Below are 15599 nucleotides of genomic sequence, written 5' to 3' on the forward strand. Positions count from 1 at the left end.
AATCGGCGACATCAATGATCAGAAGACACGGCGGTTGTACCCGAGCCTGATGATCTTGAACGGCCCCGGAGTGCTTCACGCGCCGGGGCCGTTTTCGTTTTGGTTTGGGTATGGCCTGTGGCTACCGCTGATGACCGAGACCGACACCGAGCGCGAGCGCCTTCTGTCTCAGCGAACCTTCCGACCTCTTCATCAGTTTTGAAAGTTTGGCGACCGGGGTGCGAGCTTTGGAATGCGATTTGATCAGTTTCACCTCTTCATCCGTGTACTCTTTGCGCTTGATCTTGGACTTTTTTGCCACTTGATGCTCTCCGAGCCAATTAATGGGGGTGCGTAGTAGCACGCCGAATTGCTTCATCAAGAGCAGTCCGAGATTTGTTGATGCCTGACGGTGATTATCGTGGTGGTGCTGTCCATCGTGTTGCGGATCAAACGCAGCTCGACGGTGTTGAGATCGACAAGATCATCTGGGGCGTTGCTTCCACATTGCAATGATGGTGAACGCCTGTTCAATAAAGTTTCGCGGCTGTTCCCGGAACGGCGACATTCCCCACTGGTTGGTAATCGTAACCAGCAAGGGAGATGCACAATGAGGAAGCTTTGTTATGTTCTCGCCGCTGTGACGGCACTCAGCGTGGCAGCACCGACGCTCGCCGGTGCTCAGGAGTTCGGTTTCCGGATCGGTGGCGACCACGGATATTATCGCGACAGGGACTACGGATATGACCGTGGCTTTGATCGCGGATGGCACCACGGCTGGTACAATCATAATCGAGACCGCACGGTAGTTATTAGGCGTCAGCATCATTGGGACTACGACGATTAACGAAAATGGCCCCGACATTCGGGGCCATTTTTTTGCTTGCGCTATCAACCGCGAAGGGCCCTTCGCTGCGAGCAGGTTCGCGCTACATCAAAGGAATGTGGACTGCTCCGCCTACGCAATATCGGATCAGTATCGCTGGCTCTGAGTTCTTCGCCTTGGGCCCATCAGCGAAGTGACGGCGCGCCCCGTTGAGGTCCGCTTATTGAGGCACGGCGGACTTGCTCAGGTTGACTTCTTCGCATTTTCACCCAGAGCTGAGTCAGCGGACTCGTCACGACGAGCTAAGCACACGGCCACACAGCATGCTAATCTCAGCCGAGATCGTCCTAAAGTCACAGGGATTCTCAAACCGCCGCACGTCCTTGAAGCGGTGGGGAATAGCATCAGCACCGTAGCCGGTTACAAAGATGAAGGGCTTCCCCAGACGAATCAATTCGTCAGCAATCGGGTAGGCTAAACATTCGCGCAGGTTTATATCGATCAGGGCAAGGTCAAAGGAATCCGTCTGGATTGACATTGCATCCCTAAGTTCGGCGATGGGCCGATCACCTTGCAGCCAACTAACCGAAGCGCCTTCGCCAAGTCATCTGCCAGGAAGGATTGCTGGATATCGGATGCATGCTTCTTTACGCAGCGATCTTGTATTGAGCTGCCCGTGCATTCTTTGTAGTGCTCAAGAAGCTCCCCATCGGCTAGGTGGTCCCAGTACTCCGCCTCGGCGAGCAGCTTCCAGCTTCTGTCAGGATGATATGCGGCGCTCTGTCGGCACAACGAGGCCATCGCGCGCAAGCGGCGTACAGGTTTCATTCCCTTCCTCCCGTCCTTCTTCTATTTTTTCCCACCTTAATTTCTGTTTTTGCGTCAGCGTTATCATGATTATGATCCAGAAGTATTTTTAGGTTTTTCCGATCGCCGACCAATCGGTCGATGGCGCGCTTGCTGCGAGAAACTTTCGTTTGGGCTTCGGATCGCGCATTCGTTCACTCGCGGTGCGCTGCCGGTGGGCATTCGTTCCGCACTTGAAACATTGTAAGTCACTGCGCTAATGAACCGACCGGCAGTTTGTGTCTGGTCTATCCGTATCACCAACCCCGGCCCGCCATTCGGCGGCGCTGCTGCCTCGATAAGGCAAAGGGCCAGTCTCAAGCAGGCGTAGCTCGCCAGCATGCGCGACCTCGAACTTGATGACCAACTCAATGATGGGCGAGAGGAGCGCTAGTCGCACGGATTGCTGGATCAGGTGCGGCTCGCCCTGCACCAGCAGGTCACCGCCGGGCGAGGGTGGCGCACGCACCCAGAAATCGTGTGCATCGTCTGTCGTCAGCGTTATCGCACGTCCAAACTTCATCCCGTTGCTCGCGCGGCCCGTCGGTGCCCCAATTTAGGAATTTGTCACCGGTTGTTGTCACCATCTCACCATTGCAGATGAGTCGCGGTTTGCGGCCATGGAATTGCTGAAGTGGTTTGAACGCGGGCAAGACCAAGGATTGGTGGTCTCTTTCAAGAGGGAATGCCCGGAGTATGGACTTCCCGGCTAGTGTGTGGCGCCGAGCAGTACAGCTCAGCTAATTGATCCCAACTTACGGTCGGTATACCGCGCCGCCAAAGCTATGCTGCGGCTATTGCTAACGTCTGTGTTTTTGAACGTTGTTTTGAGCGAGGCGCCTAATGAAAGACATCTCATGGTCTGATCTCGATAACGATGAACGGCGCGCTATCGCAGTATTGGGAGCCGGGCTCTCCATCGAACTGTGCGACCCTCTTGCGCTTCTGACGTTGCGGCGGATCGGGCTGATCGAGGGGTCCCATTTGACGGCTGCTGCAGACGATTTGCGAAGAGATGCCGTTTCGAAGAGTGTCGCGAGCTAAGCCTTGCGATGGGTGGTAGGAGTTGGATCGGGGAATGCCAAACGCAATCGAGCTCATTGTGGACGGCTACGTCAGCTTAAATGACAGGAGGGCTCTTGACGATTTGCGCATGCAGCGCCGGAAGCTCGCCGTGGACTTGAAGGCGCTTACCGGTTTTGATTGCCGGACAGCGATCCAGCAGATCGAGGAAGATATCGAGACGTGATCGAGGCAGGGCTGGCGCGGTTGGATGGCGCAACGACGGGTAGCCGATCTGTTCGCGTTTCTATCTGCCGTCGATCTTCTTTGCCCCCACGCACTAGGATCATGAGCACACGGCCGTTGTAATTCTTTGGCCTCATCCCATGGTGCGCCATCCAGCCATCGCGTTTCCTCGTCGGTCGTCAGAATGACCGGGGCATTAGCTTGGGCGGATCAGCCGGCCACCTCATTTGGCGTTGTCCTTGCGAAGCCTGAGACCAAATGCGGCCCCGGCGCCTGCATCGAACCAACTTTTTGAATGGGACAGACATTAAGCGTGAACTTCGAGCTAAAATTTTCCGTAGTTTCCCTTTGCATCAATGGAGTACGCTGTTGTCCTAGAGCTGGGGGGCGCGGGGATGACGCACTACAGAGCATATCTTTTGGATCAGAAACGCCACGTTATAAGCGTGGCTAAATTGCAGTGTGCCGACGAGCAGGAAGCACGCGACCGTGCTCAGCAACTAGTTGATGCCAACGACATCGAGCTATGGCAGCTTGATCAGCGCATTGCGGTGTTTGAGGCACCCACAAGCAGAACCTCGCAGGCGGCGGCAGAGGAAAGCGTTCAGCGGGCGCAACCTCCTAGAACGAAACCTAAGTAAAGGCTGCGATCAAAGTAGGCGCACAACTCGGTTGAGCGCGAGGATGGCGGCTCGGCTGGTAGTGATGCTGTCACCGGCGTCCGACCCTACGCAGTATTCTTCCGCACGGCAGGCACTTGAACAGGCGAGATCGATACGGCGGCATGGCTCAAGTCGCGAGGCATCAGACTGACGTCCACGTCGCGCTACATTCGCGATAAGCTATTTCCCTCGTGAGCGTCATGCTTTCGGCAGGGGGCCAGCAAAGGCTTTGAGCTTATTGGCTCCTCCCGGCATTTTCACTCCTTCAGTCGCGCTCCGGTAGCCTAAGCGCGTGGCGGATGCCCACGCGTACTCGGCGGCGGTTGATCATCCAATCGGCGTAACAGATTAAGCTGAAGTCTAAGGGTAGGTGTTAACTCGTCGTCCCCGAGACATGCTTGCAGTCTCTCGCCAATCTCTCGGAGGATTGCGCGGCTGAACGCCCTGTCGATGTCAATACGGGTTCGCATGGCAGAACTCCCTGTTCTGGCCGAAAGCCTGCTCTGCTATTGTCGTTCTGTCTCTTTCAGGAGTTGAGGCCGAGACCGCCGCCTTTGGCTATCTGTCGCGAGCCGTTGTGGACAGCGGGTGATGAACAACCATTGGCTATCCAGCGGGCGACGGTCTCGCAAACACAACGCCGTCGGCCGACAAAGGTTCACATAAGTTAACCTCGGAACGCGCTTTGGTAGCTTGACACCACCGATCCGGCGAGCGGCTCGCGGATCACCTTTTCGGCAGGCCCAACGCTTCGACGGCCCGAATGCAGATTTGAACTGGGTCTTTCAGGCTGGTCTGACCGATCTCAATGATCTTCTTGGCGATCATTTTGGAACGGGGATCGTTCCGCTCCTTTACGCCGATGGTCTTCAGGGCTTGCTCGGAAGCGTTCGCGAGCCGGATGACATCTTCCGGTCCAAGAGGTGAGTTCTGAAGTATCCGGTAAATGACCAAGCAAGCCCCCGCTGAATAGCAGCATCGCAGGAGTTCTTTCGCTGAAACTAGCGAATTGGGCGTGCGACCAGCACGCGCTCCATCGCAGGACGCCTGCGGCTCTTCACCGCCGAACAAGAGCGGGCACGAGATCAGCCGTAATAAAATCCGCGGCCCCCATGTAAGACCAGGCCGACGAGCTAATCGCCGTTCCGTCCGCACAATTGTCCGACCTCTTCGAGCACCTCAGACATATAGACGGGCTTCTCGCACCGTCGCGCACGTTGAAAGCGGACAGGTAATACCTCGGGGCTGTAACCCGTCACGAAAATAAAGGGGATACGACGGCGTATCAGTTCGTCCGCAATCGAAAATGATGGCTCTCCACGCAGATCAATATCGATGACTGCAACATCAAAGCCGCCGTTCGCAACCTGATCTTTTGTCTTAGAGATCTCGGCAAAGGGACCGACTACAATCGCTCCGCGAGCGGTTAATTCCTGCTCAAGATCACTCGCCAAGGAGTATTCATCCTCAAGAACGAGAACCCGGCATCCGGCCAGGTTATCTACCTCAGCAGTACACTTAAGCCTCGCCCGGCTCAGGCCGACGTTCTCAATCGTGGCGATGCCAGCCATCCTCGATCTCCCCGCTGCCTCACGCGACCTTGCGTCCATTTTCGCCCGAAACAGTCACACTCAATTTCAATGTCGGCTCGCGCCGTCGCATAGACTTGGCTCTAACCTCGGAACAGACGCTAAGCGGGAATGAGGCGATGTCATCCATTGTTGTTTGCGAAGAGCCGCCTGCCAGCTCTCACTAGCATTCGAAAGAAATGTGAAGCAGGAAACGAAACAATTTTGCGCGCAACCGAACCTTACTTGCGCAGCGCCAAGCAAGTGCAGAGACGCGATCAGTTGTTCTGACCGGCTGGCCCGAACGCGCCTCGTTGCGGAAGATCAAAACGAGGGTCGATCACTGTGCCTAGGCTGGATATTGTAGCAGAACGACCTTCTGTCAGGCTGCTGAGGTTATGAGGCTTGGCGCGGCATGTCCGTCAGGGCCTCACCCCGTCAGCGGGGGGATCGGCTCCGCTCCTATCGCAGAGAACTTACGTTTCTCCCGGTCTAGCGGCGGCTCGCCGCTAGTTCGACGCCGCTCCCGCGAAATAGTTCGTTAGGATCTGTGTGCCTAACTGAGAGCGTGCCGATTACCGCCGATTGCGGCACATGGAATGGGAATGTCGGCCCCGGCTGTCTCCCCAACCTGCGGCTGGGGCCGTTTTGAACTTGCGCAGCATTGTTCACCACCGGTCCACAACTATGATTAAGGGCATTGCTATCGCGCTATTTGCGCTGGGCATTTTATCTCAGTTCGATCAGGCGCTCTTCTATGGCCGCAATACTGACGCTGCGCTTAGGCCTGTGCGCGAGATCAGCCGCGCGTTTGGCGTGTAGGCCGGCATTCCATCGCGGAAGCGCTCGCCCGTTTGCTCTCGAATCTTGCGGCGTGGTCACCGCCGGACTGCGGTCTCCACAAACTCCTGCACAGAACTTGGCACGTCATCGTGCTCGACAAAACGCCCGACGCAGCTCGTCGGCAATATCCACCGTCACGTCGCGCGACTAGCCCTCGGCGGTATTGAACGCAACGATCTGCACCGGATGACTATATTGGTCTTCCAAAAGACGGCGGAGAAGCGATGCGCGGTCACTGTCTTTTTCGTCCGCCTCGCACCAGGCGCGCCCGAACCTGCCAAAATCGTTCAGCACAAGATAGGTGTCGTGATCGACATGCGGCACGATGGAGGGGGAGCGAGGCATACGCAGCAACTCCTGTTGGAGCGAATAGGAACCTTTACCGCGTTCCGGCCTCCCTGTGTAGGGGCGCTCTCGGAAATTTTGAGGTACATCAAGCGGATAATTCTCTCGACAGCCCAAGCTGCCGCTTTAGCGGTAATTTCCGGAACAAGCGTTCACTTTGTAACTTAAGCTAAGGTCTCAGGGGAAGTTCGGTGTGAAAGAGTTGCTGCCGGTCGTACTGGTCGTCGAAGACGAGCACGCTGTTCAGGGGTTCATCGAGGACGCACTCAACGAGGCCGGCTTCGGCGCCGTATCCTTGTCGTCAGGCGAAGAGGCGCTGACGATACTCAGCGGCGACAAAGACAAGTTTCGCGCTCTGCTGACAGATGTCAATCTGGCGGGTCGATTGAGCGGTTGGAAGATCGCCAAGCGCGTGCGCGAGATCAAGCCCGACATGCCGGTGATCTACATGACTGGTGTCTCGGGCGACGAGTGGCCTTCTCACGGCGTGCCGGGCAGCATCCTTCTCACCAAACCGTTCGCACCAGTTCAGGTTGTCACCGCCGTCGCTCAGCTTCTGAACGTTGCCTCGACAGAACCATAGGTTCCAGTTGCAGCCATCCAGCCAACTGGATTGGCGGCTTCTACCAACGGACCGCCGCTTGGGACAAAATGGCCACTCCAATCCATGGCGCTCGCATCCAGACGTCGCGCTCCTTATCCGTCGTGAGGATCACTGGCATCGGCTTCGGATGGGTCGGTTCAACCATGGCGTTCGGCGTAGTCGTCAGGAACTATAGACAAGGTGCAGGCCTGAGACCGGCTTGAACTTGTGCCGTCGTCCGCCCGGAGCCGACAGGCTGTGCGATCTGTGTCTGTGTCCTAATTCCCACGGTTGCGAGGAAAAGCGCATCCGTTTGTCGTCTTTCGAACAGACGGGCCAAATCCACTCCGCTCCAACTTCACTACTGGAAGCAGCCATCAGTTGGGGAGGCGGAATGGAACGTTCCCTGTTACTTGAGATGACGCGCGACAAATATGTCGAGCGGTGCAAGCAGCGAGCTTTCGATCATCTCGAGCGAGGTGATCTTAAGAACTCGGTCGCCTCGTTTGTCGAGAATATCAACGCGCGTCCCGATTGCGAGCTGCCAAACTACTTGGAAAGGCTTGGCGGTTCGCTTCTGACGGCGAACGACGCGCTCGGCTGGAGAACGCTCATTGAGATATTGAGGTGATGGTCCGATGGATCAAGCCAGCCAGGATGTGGCGGGGACCAATTTGACAGGGAACAAGCCCAGCACAACGACCGGACACTGATGGATGAGGGGGTGGGATGGCGCACTACCGAGCTTACCTTTTGGATCACGACCGCCACGTTATAAGCGTTGCCAATTTGCATTGTGCCGACGAGCAGGAAGCACGGGAACGTGTTCAGGAGCTAGTTGATGCCAACGACATCGAGCTGTGGCAGCTTGATCGGCGCATTGCGGTGTTTGAGGCCCCCAGAAGCAGAACCTCGCAGGCGGCGGCAGAGGAAAGCGTTCAGGGGCCGCAACCTCCTAGAATGAAACCTAGGTAAAAGGCTGCGACCAAAATAGGTGCACAACTCAGTTGAGCGCGAGGATGGCGGTTCGGCTGGTAGTGATGCTGTCACCGGGGCGTCCGACCTTACGCGACCTCGATCATTCGCTCCTTGCTGGCCCGCAGGCTGCGGAGGTAATAGCCTCGCGCGTGAACCGCTGATTTGATTTCGTCGCTGACCTTGAGAACTCGTTTCCTGCTCTTGCGCCACTTGTGTGCAGAGTAAAGCGCAGGTACGGCACAGCCTGTACTTAGAACGAGGAAGTCGCGCTTGTCATTGCGATAGACATCATACACCGTTCGCCCCCGCCTAATTGTTTTGAACTAAGAATGAAATATGTTTCGTCGTCTCAATCAAAGAGATTAGTACCTCGAATGGCTGTGCGGGTTGTAAATGTGCAACGCCTCGAGACTTTTGCTTCACCTCGTTCCGGAATTGGAACGAACTGAAGCAGGTCCGGACCACCGCCAAGTTAGGTATGCTGCGCAGTTAGTTCAGCGAGGCCGTGAGCGGCACGAGACAGCGGTTCTCTGGCGTTCGCCACCTCGCCGTGCGGCGATGACGCATTGTCTGCGACGCGAAACACCCAGTGGGTTTGCCTATTCGCGAACCGGCAATCGATGACGGGATTCTGGCCGCCGGCCCATCCGAACTCGCGCAATCCTCGGCGAAATGCCTCCAGGGGGCGCCAGTCAACGGTGCCCCAGGGTCCGGCTGGGCGCGCACGCCCACAGGCAGTGCAGCGGTCGGCTGCAGCCTGGGCGTGGTCTTGACCAAGTTCAGCATCGTCGCCGCCACGATCATCATGAGGATCCCACCAACGCTGAGCGTGATCTGCATCGCGAGCCCTTCCGATACGTCGAGCAGCGCCAGCAGGCTAGCGAGCGTCAGCAGAACGCCGAGGCAAAAGATTGGCAACGAGTGCTTGCCACAGAGGATGGCGCCACGCATCGCCGGAGTCGTCAATGCTTGCCGATTGGGCGGCACGAACCACACCGCAACAACCGCAAGAGCCAAGAAATGCAATAGACGCAACGGATCGAGATTGGATTTGTCTAGCGGGTAAGCCAATTTGGTTAGGCCCTGCGGGATTAACGCTTCCAGCGGCTTGATTCTCCAGCTCAACGCGATGACAAGGCTGAAGACCAGATAGAGAGCGGCAGGCACAAGGGCCTTGCGAGACGTTAGCCAGGGGCGCACGCTTTCGCCCTCAATTACCATCCAGGCGCCAAGGACCGCCAGTAGCTGCCAGGCCAGTGGATTGAAAGCCCAGTGGCCGTTCGGCCACGCCGGCATGGACCAGCCGAACATATGCACCAGCGCATAAAGCGCCAGCGAGGCGCCAAGCGTCGCGTTCGGCATTCGGAGCAGCAACCACAGCAAAGGCGCGAAAAAGAGGTGGAGGAGCACGAAGATCGGCAATACGTCGGTATTGACCGGACGGTATTGCAGGATCGCTGCGTGCGCGAGCGCCGAGCCCGGCTGGTCCAACAGAATGCGCGTATTGCTCACGTCAGCAAGACGGTCCCCGCCTGCGAGGTGAACCAAGATGGCGCAGGCGAGCGTGAGCAGCAGAAACGCGACATAGATGTCCCAACTTCGCCGCAGTGTCCGGCGGATCACGCTGGTCCACCCCTCGCAGCTCCGTACCTTGCCATAGGCCAGCGCGCAGGTGACGCCCGAGACGAACATGAACACTTCCGCGGCATCGCTGAAGCCGTAGTTCCGTAGCGTCAGCCAACTTCCAATATTATTGGGGACATGGTCAAGAAAGATGCACCAGAGCGCGATGCCGCGGCAGGCATCAATGCGCAAGTCGCGGCCGTTGACTTTCAGCTCCGGCAGAGCGCCTGCAAATGGCTTTGGGGATGCGGTCCGATCCTGCATTGGCTTGCCTCGTCCAGGGTGCGCGCACGCTTCGAGAGGAACGATCGAGAGGAGCCGAATGTGACAAAAAGCGCGGCCACGCTGCGGGAGTCTGACAGCGCCGCAGTCCAGAGTTACTTCACACCGACCCGGCCACGACAGCAATTGCGACTATGATCGTATGGCCGCTCTGCGCACAACCTTCTGGTGGAGAGGCTGACCGTCGTCATCATCGTGCAAGCGCCGCAACCTGTAAATCGGCCGGAGGTCGGTACAGAGAGGTGCCTAGGTCCTATGACCAAGGTACCGTCCGCCCTGCCGTCTTGGCCTCGGTCAGACACATGATGAGCAATTCATCGCTCGCATGGACGAGGGGCCAGCGAGCTCCGCGCATCACGTAGTCCGCTCCCTTCTTACCTGACCGCGAACCGCTGGCCAGACCCGAGATGGAAGATGGACGATTTCGAAGGTGGGTGTATGATTTTCTATTGATCTCCGGGCGGTCAGAAGACGGAGAGCTTTCTATGAAGGTGCTTGTTGTTGACGATCACACATTGATTCGGGCCGCGTTGCACGCTGTCCTGAAGCAACTAAAGCGAGAAGCCGTCATATTCGAAGCTTCGAGCGGCCGAGAGGCCATGCACATCGTCGAGGAGCATCCCGACATCAGCCTCATTTTGCTTGATATCAATTTGCCCGATCGTGACGGCTTCTCTGTCCTTTGCGAACTGCGCGATCGCTATGCAAGGACTGCTGTCGTCATTCTCTCGTCCTCCGATGATCAAGACACGGTCAGGCGCGCTTTCAAACTCGGCGCGCTGTGTTTCATTCCGAAAACCACGGAACGCGAGGTGATGCTCAACGCTATTGAGTTGGTGTTCTCCGGCGGAGTTTACATCCCGTTGGAGATACTGGAGAAGACAGCGGGCCCACGGCATGCAAACAAGCCAGTGGCGCCCGACTCGCTCAAGGGGCTCGGGTTGACCGATCGGCAGATTGAAGTACTTGCGCTCCTGATGAAGGGAAAGAGCAACAAGGTGATTGCCAGGATGCTCAATATGGCAGTGCCTACAGTGAAGAATCACATCACGGTCGTTCTCAAGGCGCTCGGCGTCGCGACGCGCACCGAGGCCGTCATAAAGGTCGGAAAAATGGGCTGGGAGTGGCCGCCGAAATCTGGATCATGAAACTGCCCCAGCGTCTCTCCCACCAGCGTGATCCCTAAACAGCTTGTGCATGACAGCGCGGAGCTGCATTGGGTCGACCGGCTTATGCAGCAAAACGTATCCTCTATCCTTAGCGTCCCGCAATGGTTCAGCTGCTGTATCGCCGCTGATGAGAATGGCAGGAATTGACGAGCCAAACGCAGCATTGACTTGCTCAATTGCCCTGATTCCCGTCTTCCCGCGTGCGAGATGATAGTCCGAGATTATGAGGTCGGGGCGTTGTTCGCGCTCAGCAAGTCGGACCAGTGCGGCTTCGTCGGATCCGGCCGCAAGAACCGAACATCCCCATCTGCTGAGCAATCCGCCCGTTCCCTCCTGCACGATTGGAGTATCGGCAATAACAAGAACTGCCTTGCCGTCGACTGCAAAAGCACCAGTGTGTGGTAAGGCGGCGGGCGCTGCGGCCTTGACGCATTCGTCGACCTTCGGAACTAGGATCGTGAATCGCGAACCGCGACCGACAGCCGAAGCGAGTTCGATTGGATGGTTGAGAAGCAAGCGAAGCCTGTCGACAATGGCAAGGCCGAGCCCCAGTCCGCCGGTCCGGTTCTGCTCCGGAGCAGGAACTTGAAAAAACTCGCCAAAGATATTTTGCTTTTGATCCTCGGGAATGCCGGGACCGGTATCGTATACTTCGATGCGCAGCATTTCACCGCGCCGACGGCATCCGACCAGGATCCCGCCCTGCAACGTATAGCGTACAGCATTGGATACCAGATTCATGAGTATGCGTTCGAGCAGCATGGCGTCGCTCCGTACCCAGGCGTCACTTGGCCAGACGCGTAAGCGCAAGCCTTTTTCGCGCGTCGCCTGATCAAACGCCGTCTCGCTTTTTTGCAACAGGCGCCCGATCGGGAATTCGCTAATGTTGGGGGTAAGCATCCCGGCATCGATTCTCGAAATGTCCAACAGCGAATTGAACATTTCATCCATTTCCTTGCGCGTTGCGTCGACCCGCTCGATCGTCCTTGCCCTCTCCCCCGGTTCGAGCGGCGTGCGCAGTTGGGCAACAAACAGCCCTAATGCATGTAACGGTTGCCGCAAATCATGGCTTGCCATGGCAAAAAAGCGTGATTTTGCTGCACTGGCGAGCTCCAGCTCTTGCGTCCGCTCTGCGACCTTCCGCTCGAGTTCGACGCGCGCGCGGCGCAGCCGCTCCTCCGCTTTCTTGCGTACCTCGACATCGGCGCTCAGCAACAAGCTTGGAACGGTAATGCTGATCAAGAACATCAATACCAGCAGGAACGATGCGTTAGGGTCCGTAGTTGTGAACGGGCCGCCGCCCGTGAGCGTGCCCCAGATCGTGATGCCCGCAAGCACCAGGGCGACGGTCGCGGTATCGCGTGGACCGCGGCGCAGCGCCGCCCACAACATTGGCAAGATCGCGAGGAAACCCAGTGGATCTCGGCCGGGCGTTTGCTCGATCAAAGGGCTGAAAGCAATGAGTCCAACAACCGCCGCTGTCGTGAGGACGCCGACCGTCTCCAGAAGCGCATGGCGTTCGAAGTGATGATAGCGGCTTGATGCCCAAAGCAGGATAACAGGAGCAATGACCAGTGCGCCTGTCACATCTCCCAGCCACCAGGTGATCCACGCATCGGCGAAACTCTTCTGTTCGATGTACCCGAAGATTGTCAGACTCGTCAGTCCAATGCTGGCACTGATCGGTGTCGCGATCACGACGCAAATCAGAACAAACTTTGCAACGGAATCGGGGCTTGAAAACGTGTTACACCCACCCGACCACCGATTAATGAGATAAGCGCCTACAACCGCTTCAAGACCATTACCGGCCGCAATCGCGATTGCGGTAGCAACCGAGCCTGCCGTCGTCGCATTTGCGATCAACGCCGCCGCAAAAATTGCTGGCCAGGTCCAATATCCCCGCAACAGCACCGCCGCCAGCGCGACACCCGTCGGTGGCCAAATTGGCGTTGTACTGGGATGAATGGACGCGAGAGCAAGCCCGCCTTTAGCCAAGACGAGATAGATGGCTCCGATCGCGACCAAACTACCGATGTAGCTGACGCCTCTGCTAGAGTTTGTCTCGGAGGCTAATGATCGAGGATTGGACATCGTCGACGTCCTGGACCAGGCAATTGGTTCGTCTATCGAAACTTTGATCTCTGCATCTCAGAGCGCTAGGTACGGCAGATGCGCTCAGATCAAATTGATCACAGCAGTCTTCTGGCGGACTAAGCGACGGCGCGTGCGATGGAGCTGGCCGCTTACTGTTCAATTCCCGCGGATCGCCTCAGAACCAGTGAGACGAACCGGGCGCCGTTGCGTCCCGAGGAATTCGCGCCGTCTCGTGTTCACCCCGAGCTTTGGGGGATGCATCGTACGACGAAGATAGGCGCTCCGAAAGGCCGGATTTGGACCCAGACTAGGTCGCCGTATGCGACAAAGGCCCATCTCTCGTTGGAATCTCGGGACTGAACCACTTACACGTTAGCTTGCTGCGGCGTGACGAGGAAGCGGAAGCTTCGCCCCGGAAACAGAAGCATCTCCATGATCGATGAGACGACAAGTCCGTTCGTCGGCCGTGGCGTTTGCGATGGCCGGTGCAATTCTCCTTTGATCGAACAACCGTAAGGAAGCCAGTGCTAGTGCCGTGATCGAGTGACCTCGTTCGACGACTTGCACGACAGACATTTTGAAGCGCTGCGTCCTTTCGCGTTCGAATACGTCGTCGGGCCGCTCGCATGTCATTCGATCAATCATTCCGGCACAAATGACGGAAGGGTTGGAAGCCGCCTCATGAACCGAGGTAACGTGGTCCTGTTCGAGCGCCTGCTGAACGCCGCACGCACTAAAGGAGTATCGCATCATCGCTCGATGGACCGCCTCGATCGCGCTCCACAATGTTGCATGTCTGCGGGCTGCCTCGCTCAGACTACAAACCCAATTTTACCCGGCTGGGAACGCGCTTGGAAGAAACTGTTGTTCTTCGCTCGATCTGCGCTTTTGCGTCCAGCACTTTATCACCGGCTCCTGCGGCGCGCGCCCGGCTGACCTGGTCCGATGTGCTGGCGCCCTTCCCGCGCGTTCCGATCGGCAGACCATTTCCTTCGGCCCGCGCTGCTGGCGAAGAATTGTTTCGAGTGGACAAAGCGCCGCCGACTGGTTGGTCCTCATTGCTCGTGCCCGTCCCGATCGCGCCGATCGGCAGACCATTCTGAGCGTGACCAGCCCCGGCATTTCTTGCGGCCTGGGCGGCGGACCGCGACCGCGCCGGCGCTGCGGGCTGAACGTTCGGATTGTTCGGCTCGGCGTTGACGCCTGGATTTCCGCCGGTGGCAGTATCTTTCGTTCCCATTCCTGGGGGCGCTGATTGACCAGCGTTGCCTGCACCCGTTCCCATTCCAGAAGATGCCGACGGACCAGCGCTGGCGCTACTCGCGCCCGTCCCGGTGCCTGCGCCTGCGGACCCGGCGTTTGCGCCGCCGGCTTGCGCCAGGACCAACAGAGATGAGCTTGCGACGATGGTGGCGATTATCAAAGGCTTGGCGTGGGGCATCTGACGATCTCCTTTGCCAAACTTCTATTAACCACGACGCCGCAACGCGGTTCCTGCCTTCTGCGGCAAAAGAACACCGCCGCCCTTGCGCTTGTCGATTGGACCAGTTCGTCGAAACGCCCGGTCAAGCCTCCTGTCCTAAGCGGTCCAGCGTGACGCCAATGGCCGTCGAGTCCTCACTGGTCTCTTCTTCGTCTTGCGATCAATGCGCCCGACTTGCCGGACAAGTTTCAGTCCTGCACGACTTGCTATAATCGCTTGGTTCGCTCGCAAGGAGCCGGCGTTTGGGGACAGGACCGTGAACGCCCGCCCGCCGCGGAGATGAGCGGCCGCCCGGACTGCAGTCCACGGTGGACCACCGCTGTCCCATCCAACTCGCTGTCCGCATCTCGGCTTATCCGACAACAGCACGGAGGTGGTGAATGCGCCAAGTCATTCAAGCCCACGGCGAGGACAAGCGACGAACAGCGACGTCTGGATCCATGCGCAATGCGATGCGGCGAAAGCCGTCGCCGGCTTAACCTCTTCCACGTCAGCCGCGCTTCCGCTGAGAGGTTGGCTTAAACTCCACGACCTCGTGCTGGTCGTACGGATTCGATGGCTCATTTCGCTTCACGATTTGCTCAAGCTCGAGCGCTTCGATGGCGAGTTCATCCGCCAAGCGCTTAAACAGCTCGCACTCTTCTGTGTCCGTCGCCTGCTGACTCATCAGCGCAAAGTCTCTGGCGTCAGCGCGGACCTTTTCCAAACGTCGTCGGAGGTCCTTCATGTGTGCCGGCTCAGCTTCTAAACTTATCCTCGGCCCGAACAATCAGTTTGCTTGTTCGGACCACGCGGGAGTCAACTACCGAAACAGGATATTGGTTCTTTGCGAACTGCCAAATTGGCCGCTTATTCTAGCCACGACGGCTCCCGGGCTGAGGCATCCCTGTTCGGCACTCGCCCGATGATGCATAGAACTAGCATACCTGAAGGGGCATGAAGTTCGAAAGCGCACAGACGCGAGTGTTGCGCCGGACTAGGGTCTGTTGGGATTCATCTGGAGTTTATCGCGGCCGCGGCCAGATAGATCATTGAAGTGAAGCTCTGGTCGGTCTTGTCGGCGCGCA

The 15599-nt window shown here is 57.7% G+C and carries 16 protein-coding genes and 2 pseudogenes; 8 read left to right on the forward strand and 10 right to left on the reverse strand.

Annotated features, from left to right (window positions below; genetic code table 11):
* Positions 1 to 202, forward strand: a 202-nt coding sequence (locus ABIB00_RS37775) for a hypothetical protein (protein ID WP_354107870.1), incomplete at its 5' end; no start/stop codon positions are given.
* On the opposite strand, the gene ABIB00_RS37780 is transcribed toward ABIB00_RS37775, so the two are convergent.
* Positions 122 to 301, reverse strand: a complete 180-nt coding sequence (locus ABIB00_RS37780) for a hypothetical protein (RefSeq protein ID WP_346730993.1) — start codon at positions 299 to 301, stop codon at positions 122 to 124. The genes ABIB00_RS37775 and ABIB00_RS37780 overlap by 81 nt on opposite strands.
* A 99-nt stretch (positions 302 to 400) precedes the next feature.
* Here ABIB00_RS37780 and ABIB00_RS37785 point away from each other — a divergent pair, with 99 nt between their 5' ends.
* A complete protein-coding gene (locus tag ABIB00_RS37785; RefSeq protein ID WP_354107866.1) occupies positions 401 to 826 on the forward strand; it encodes a hypothetical protein in 426 nt (141 codons plus the stop codon).
* Between the two features lie 480 nt (positions 827 to 1306).
* On the opposite strand, the gene ABIB00_RS37790 is transcribed toward ABIB00_RS37785, so the two are convergent.
* Positions 1307 to 1633 (reverse strand): hypothetical protein, encoded by a 327-nt coding sequence (locus ABIB00_RS37790; RefSeq protein ID WP_247350970.1) that lies wholly within the window; start codon positions 1631 to 1633, stop codon positions 1307 to 1309.
* A 235-nt stretch (positions 1634 to 1868) separates the two neighbouring features.
* On the reverse strand, positions 1869 to 2174 hold the full coding sequence (locus ABIB00_RS37795; protein ID WP_247350972.1) for a hypothetical protein: 306 nt from the start codon (positions 2172 to 2174) through the stop codon (positions 1869 to 1871).
* Positions 2175 to 2494: 320 nt separating this feature from the next.
* Here ABIB00_RS37795 and ABIB00_RS37800 point away from each other — a divergent pair, with 320 nt between their 5' ends.
* From ABIB00_RS37800 to ABIB00_RS37810, 3 genes and pseudogenes are all read left to right on the forward strand, one after another.
* A complete protein-coding gene (locus ABIB00_RS37800; RefSeq protein ID WP_247350974.1) occupies positions 2495 to 2695 on the forward strand; it encodes a hypothetical protein in 201 nt (66 codons plus the stop codon).
* A 34-nt stretch (positions 2696 to 2729) separates the two neighbouring features.
* Positions 2730 to 2932, forward strand: a pseudogene (locus ABIB00_RS37805) (hypothetical protein); the annotation flags it as partial.
* 734 nt (positions 2933 to 3666) lie between these two features.
* A pseudogene (locus ABIB00_RS37810) lies at positions 3667 to 3756 on the forward strand (NUDIX hydrolase); the annotation flags it as partial.
* A gap of 531 nt (positions 3757 to 4287) precedes the next feature.
* Here ABIB00_RS37810 and ABIB00_RS37815 read toward each other — a convergent pair.
* From ABIB00_RS37815 to ABIB00_RS37825, 3 genes are all read right to left on the reverse strand, one after another.
* The gene (locus ABIB00_RS37815) at positions 4288 to 4515 is read right to left on the reverse strand and encodes a hypothetical protein (protein WP_247350976.1); all 228 of its coding nucleotides are present in this window, start codon (positions 4513 to 4515) and stop codon (positions 4288 to 4290) included.
* Positions 4516 to 4694: 179 nt separating this feature from the next.
* Positions 4695 to 5132: a response regulator gene (locus ABIB00_RS37820; RefSeq protein ID WP_247350978.1), complete on the reverse strand. Its 438-nt coding sequence runs from the start codon at positions 5130 to 5132 to the stop codon at positions 4695 to 4697.
* A gap of 987 nt (positions 5133 to 6119) precedes the next feature.
* Positions 6120 to 6317 (reverse strand): hypothetical protein, encoded by a 198-nt coding sequence (locus ABIB00_RS37825; protein ID WP_247350979.1) that lies wholly within the window; start codon positions 6315 to 6317, stop codon positions 6120 to 6122.
* 193 nt (positions 6318 to 6510) lie between these two features.
* Between ABIB00_RS37825 and ABIB00_RS37830 the strand changes: the two genes are divergently transcribed.
* Complete coding sequence (locus tag ABIB00_RS37830) at positions 6511 to 6900, forward strand: response regulator (protein ID WP_247350981.1); 390 nt, start codon at positions 6511 to 6513, stop codon at positions 6898 to 6900.
* A 394-nt stretch (positions 6901 to 7294) separates the two neighbouring features.
* A complete protein-coding gene (locus tag ABIB00_RS37840) occupies positions 7295 to 7531 on the forward strand; it encodes a hypothetical protein (protein ID WP_247350983.1) in 237 nt (78 codons plus the stop codon).
* Between the two features lie 433 nt (positions 7532 to 7964).
* Here ABIB00_RS37840 and ABIB00_RS37845 read toward each other — a convergent pair whose 3' ends face one another.
* The gene (locus ABIB00_RS37845) at positions 7965 to 8174 is read right to left on the reverse strand and encodes a hypothetical protein (protein ID WP_247350986.1); all 210 of its coding nucleotides are present in this window, start codon (positions 8172 to 8174) and stop codon (positions 7965 to 7967) included.
* A 193-nt stretch (positions 8175 to 8367) separates the two neighbouring features.
* Entirely contained in the window at positions 8368 to 9765 is a 1398-nt protein-coding gene (locus tag ABIB00_RS37850; RefSeq protein WP_247350988.1) for an OpgC domain-containing protein, read from the reverse strand.
* Between the two features lie 503 nt (positions 9766 to 10268).
* On the opposite strand from ABIB00_RS37850, the gene ABIB00_RS37855 reads away from it, so the two are divergent.
* Entirely contained in the window at positions 10269 to 10931 is a 663-nt protein-coding gene (locus tag ABIB00_RS37855; RefSeq protein ID WP_354107867.1) for a response regulator, read from the forward strand.
* Here the strand turns inward: ABIB00_RS37855 and ABIB00_RS37860 are convergent.
* Both ABIB00_RS37860 and ABIB00_RS37865 read right to left on the reverse strand, forming a co-directional pair.
* Positions 10926 to 13046 carry an MASE1 domain-containing protein gene (locus ABIB00_RS37860; RefSeq protein ID WP_354107868.1) on the reverse strand — a complete coding sequence of 707 codons (2121 nt, stop codon included), beginning with the start codon at positions 13044 to 13046 and terminating at the stop codon, positions 10926 to 10928. The genes ABIB00_RS37855 and ABIB00_RS37860 overlap by 6 nt on opposite strands.
* Before the next feature lie 1976 nt (positions 13047 to 15022).
* Complete coding sequence (locus tag ABIB00_RS37865) at positions 15023 to 15259, reverse strand: hypothetical protein (RefSeq protein ID WP_354107869.1); 237 nt, start codon at positions 15257 to 15259, stop codon at positions 15023 to 15025.
* Positions 15260 to 15599 lie beyond the last annotated feature (340 nt).

The sequence above is a fragment of the Bradyrhizobium sp. LB14.3 genome, from assembly GCF_040547985.1.
In the GTDB taxonomy this organism is placed as follows: Bacteria; Pseudomonadota; Alphaproteobacteria; order Rhizobiales; family Xanthobacteraceae; genus Bradyrhizobium.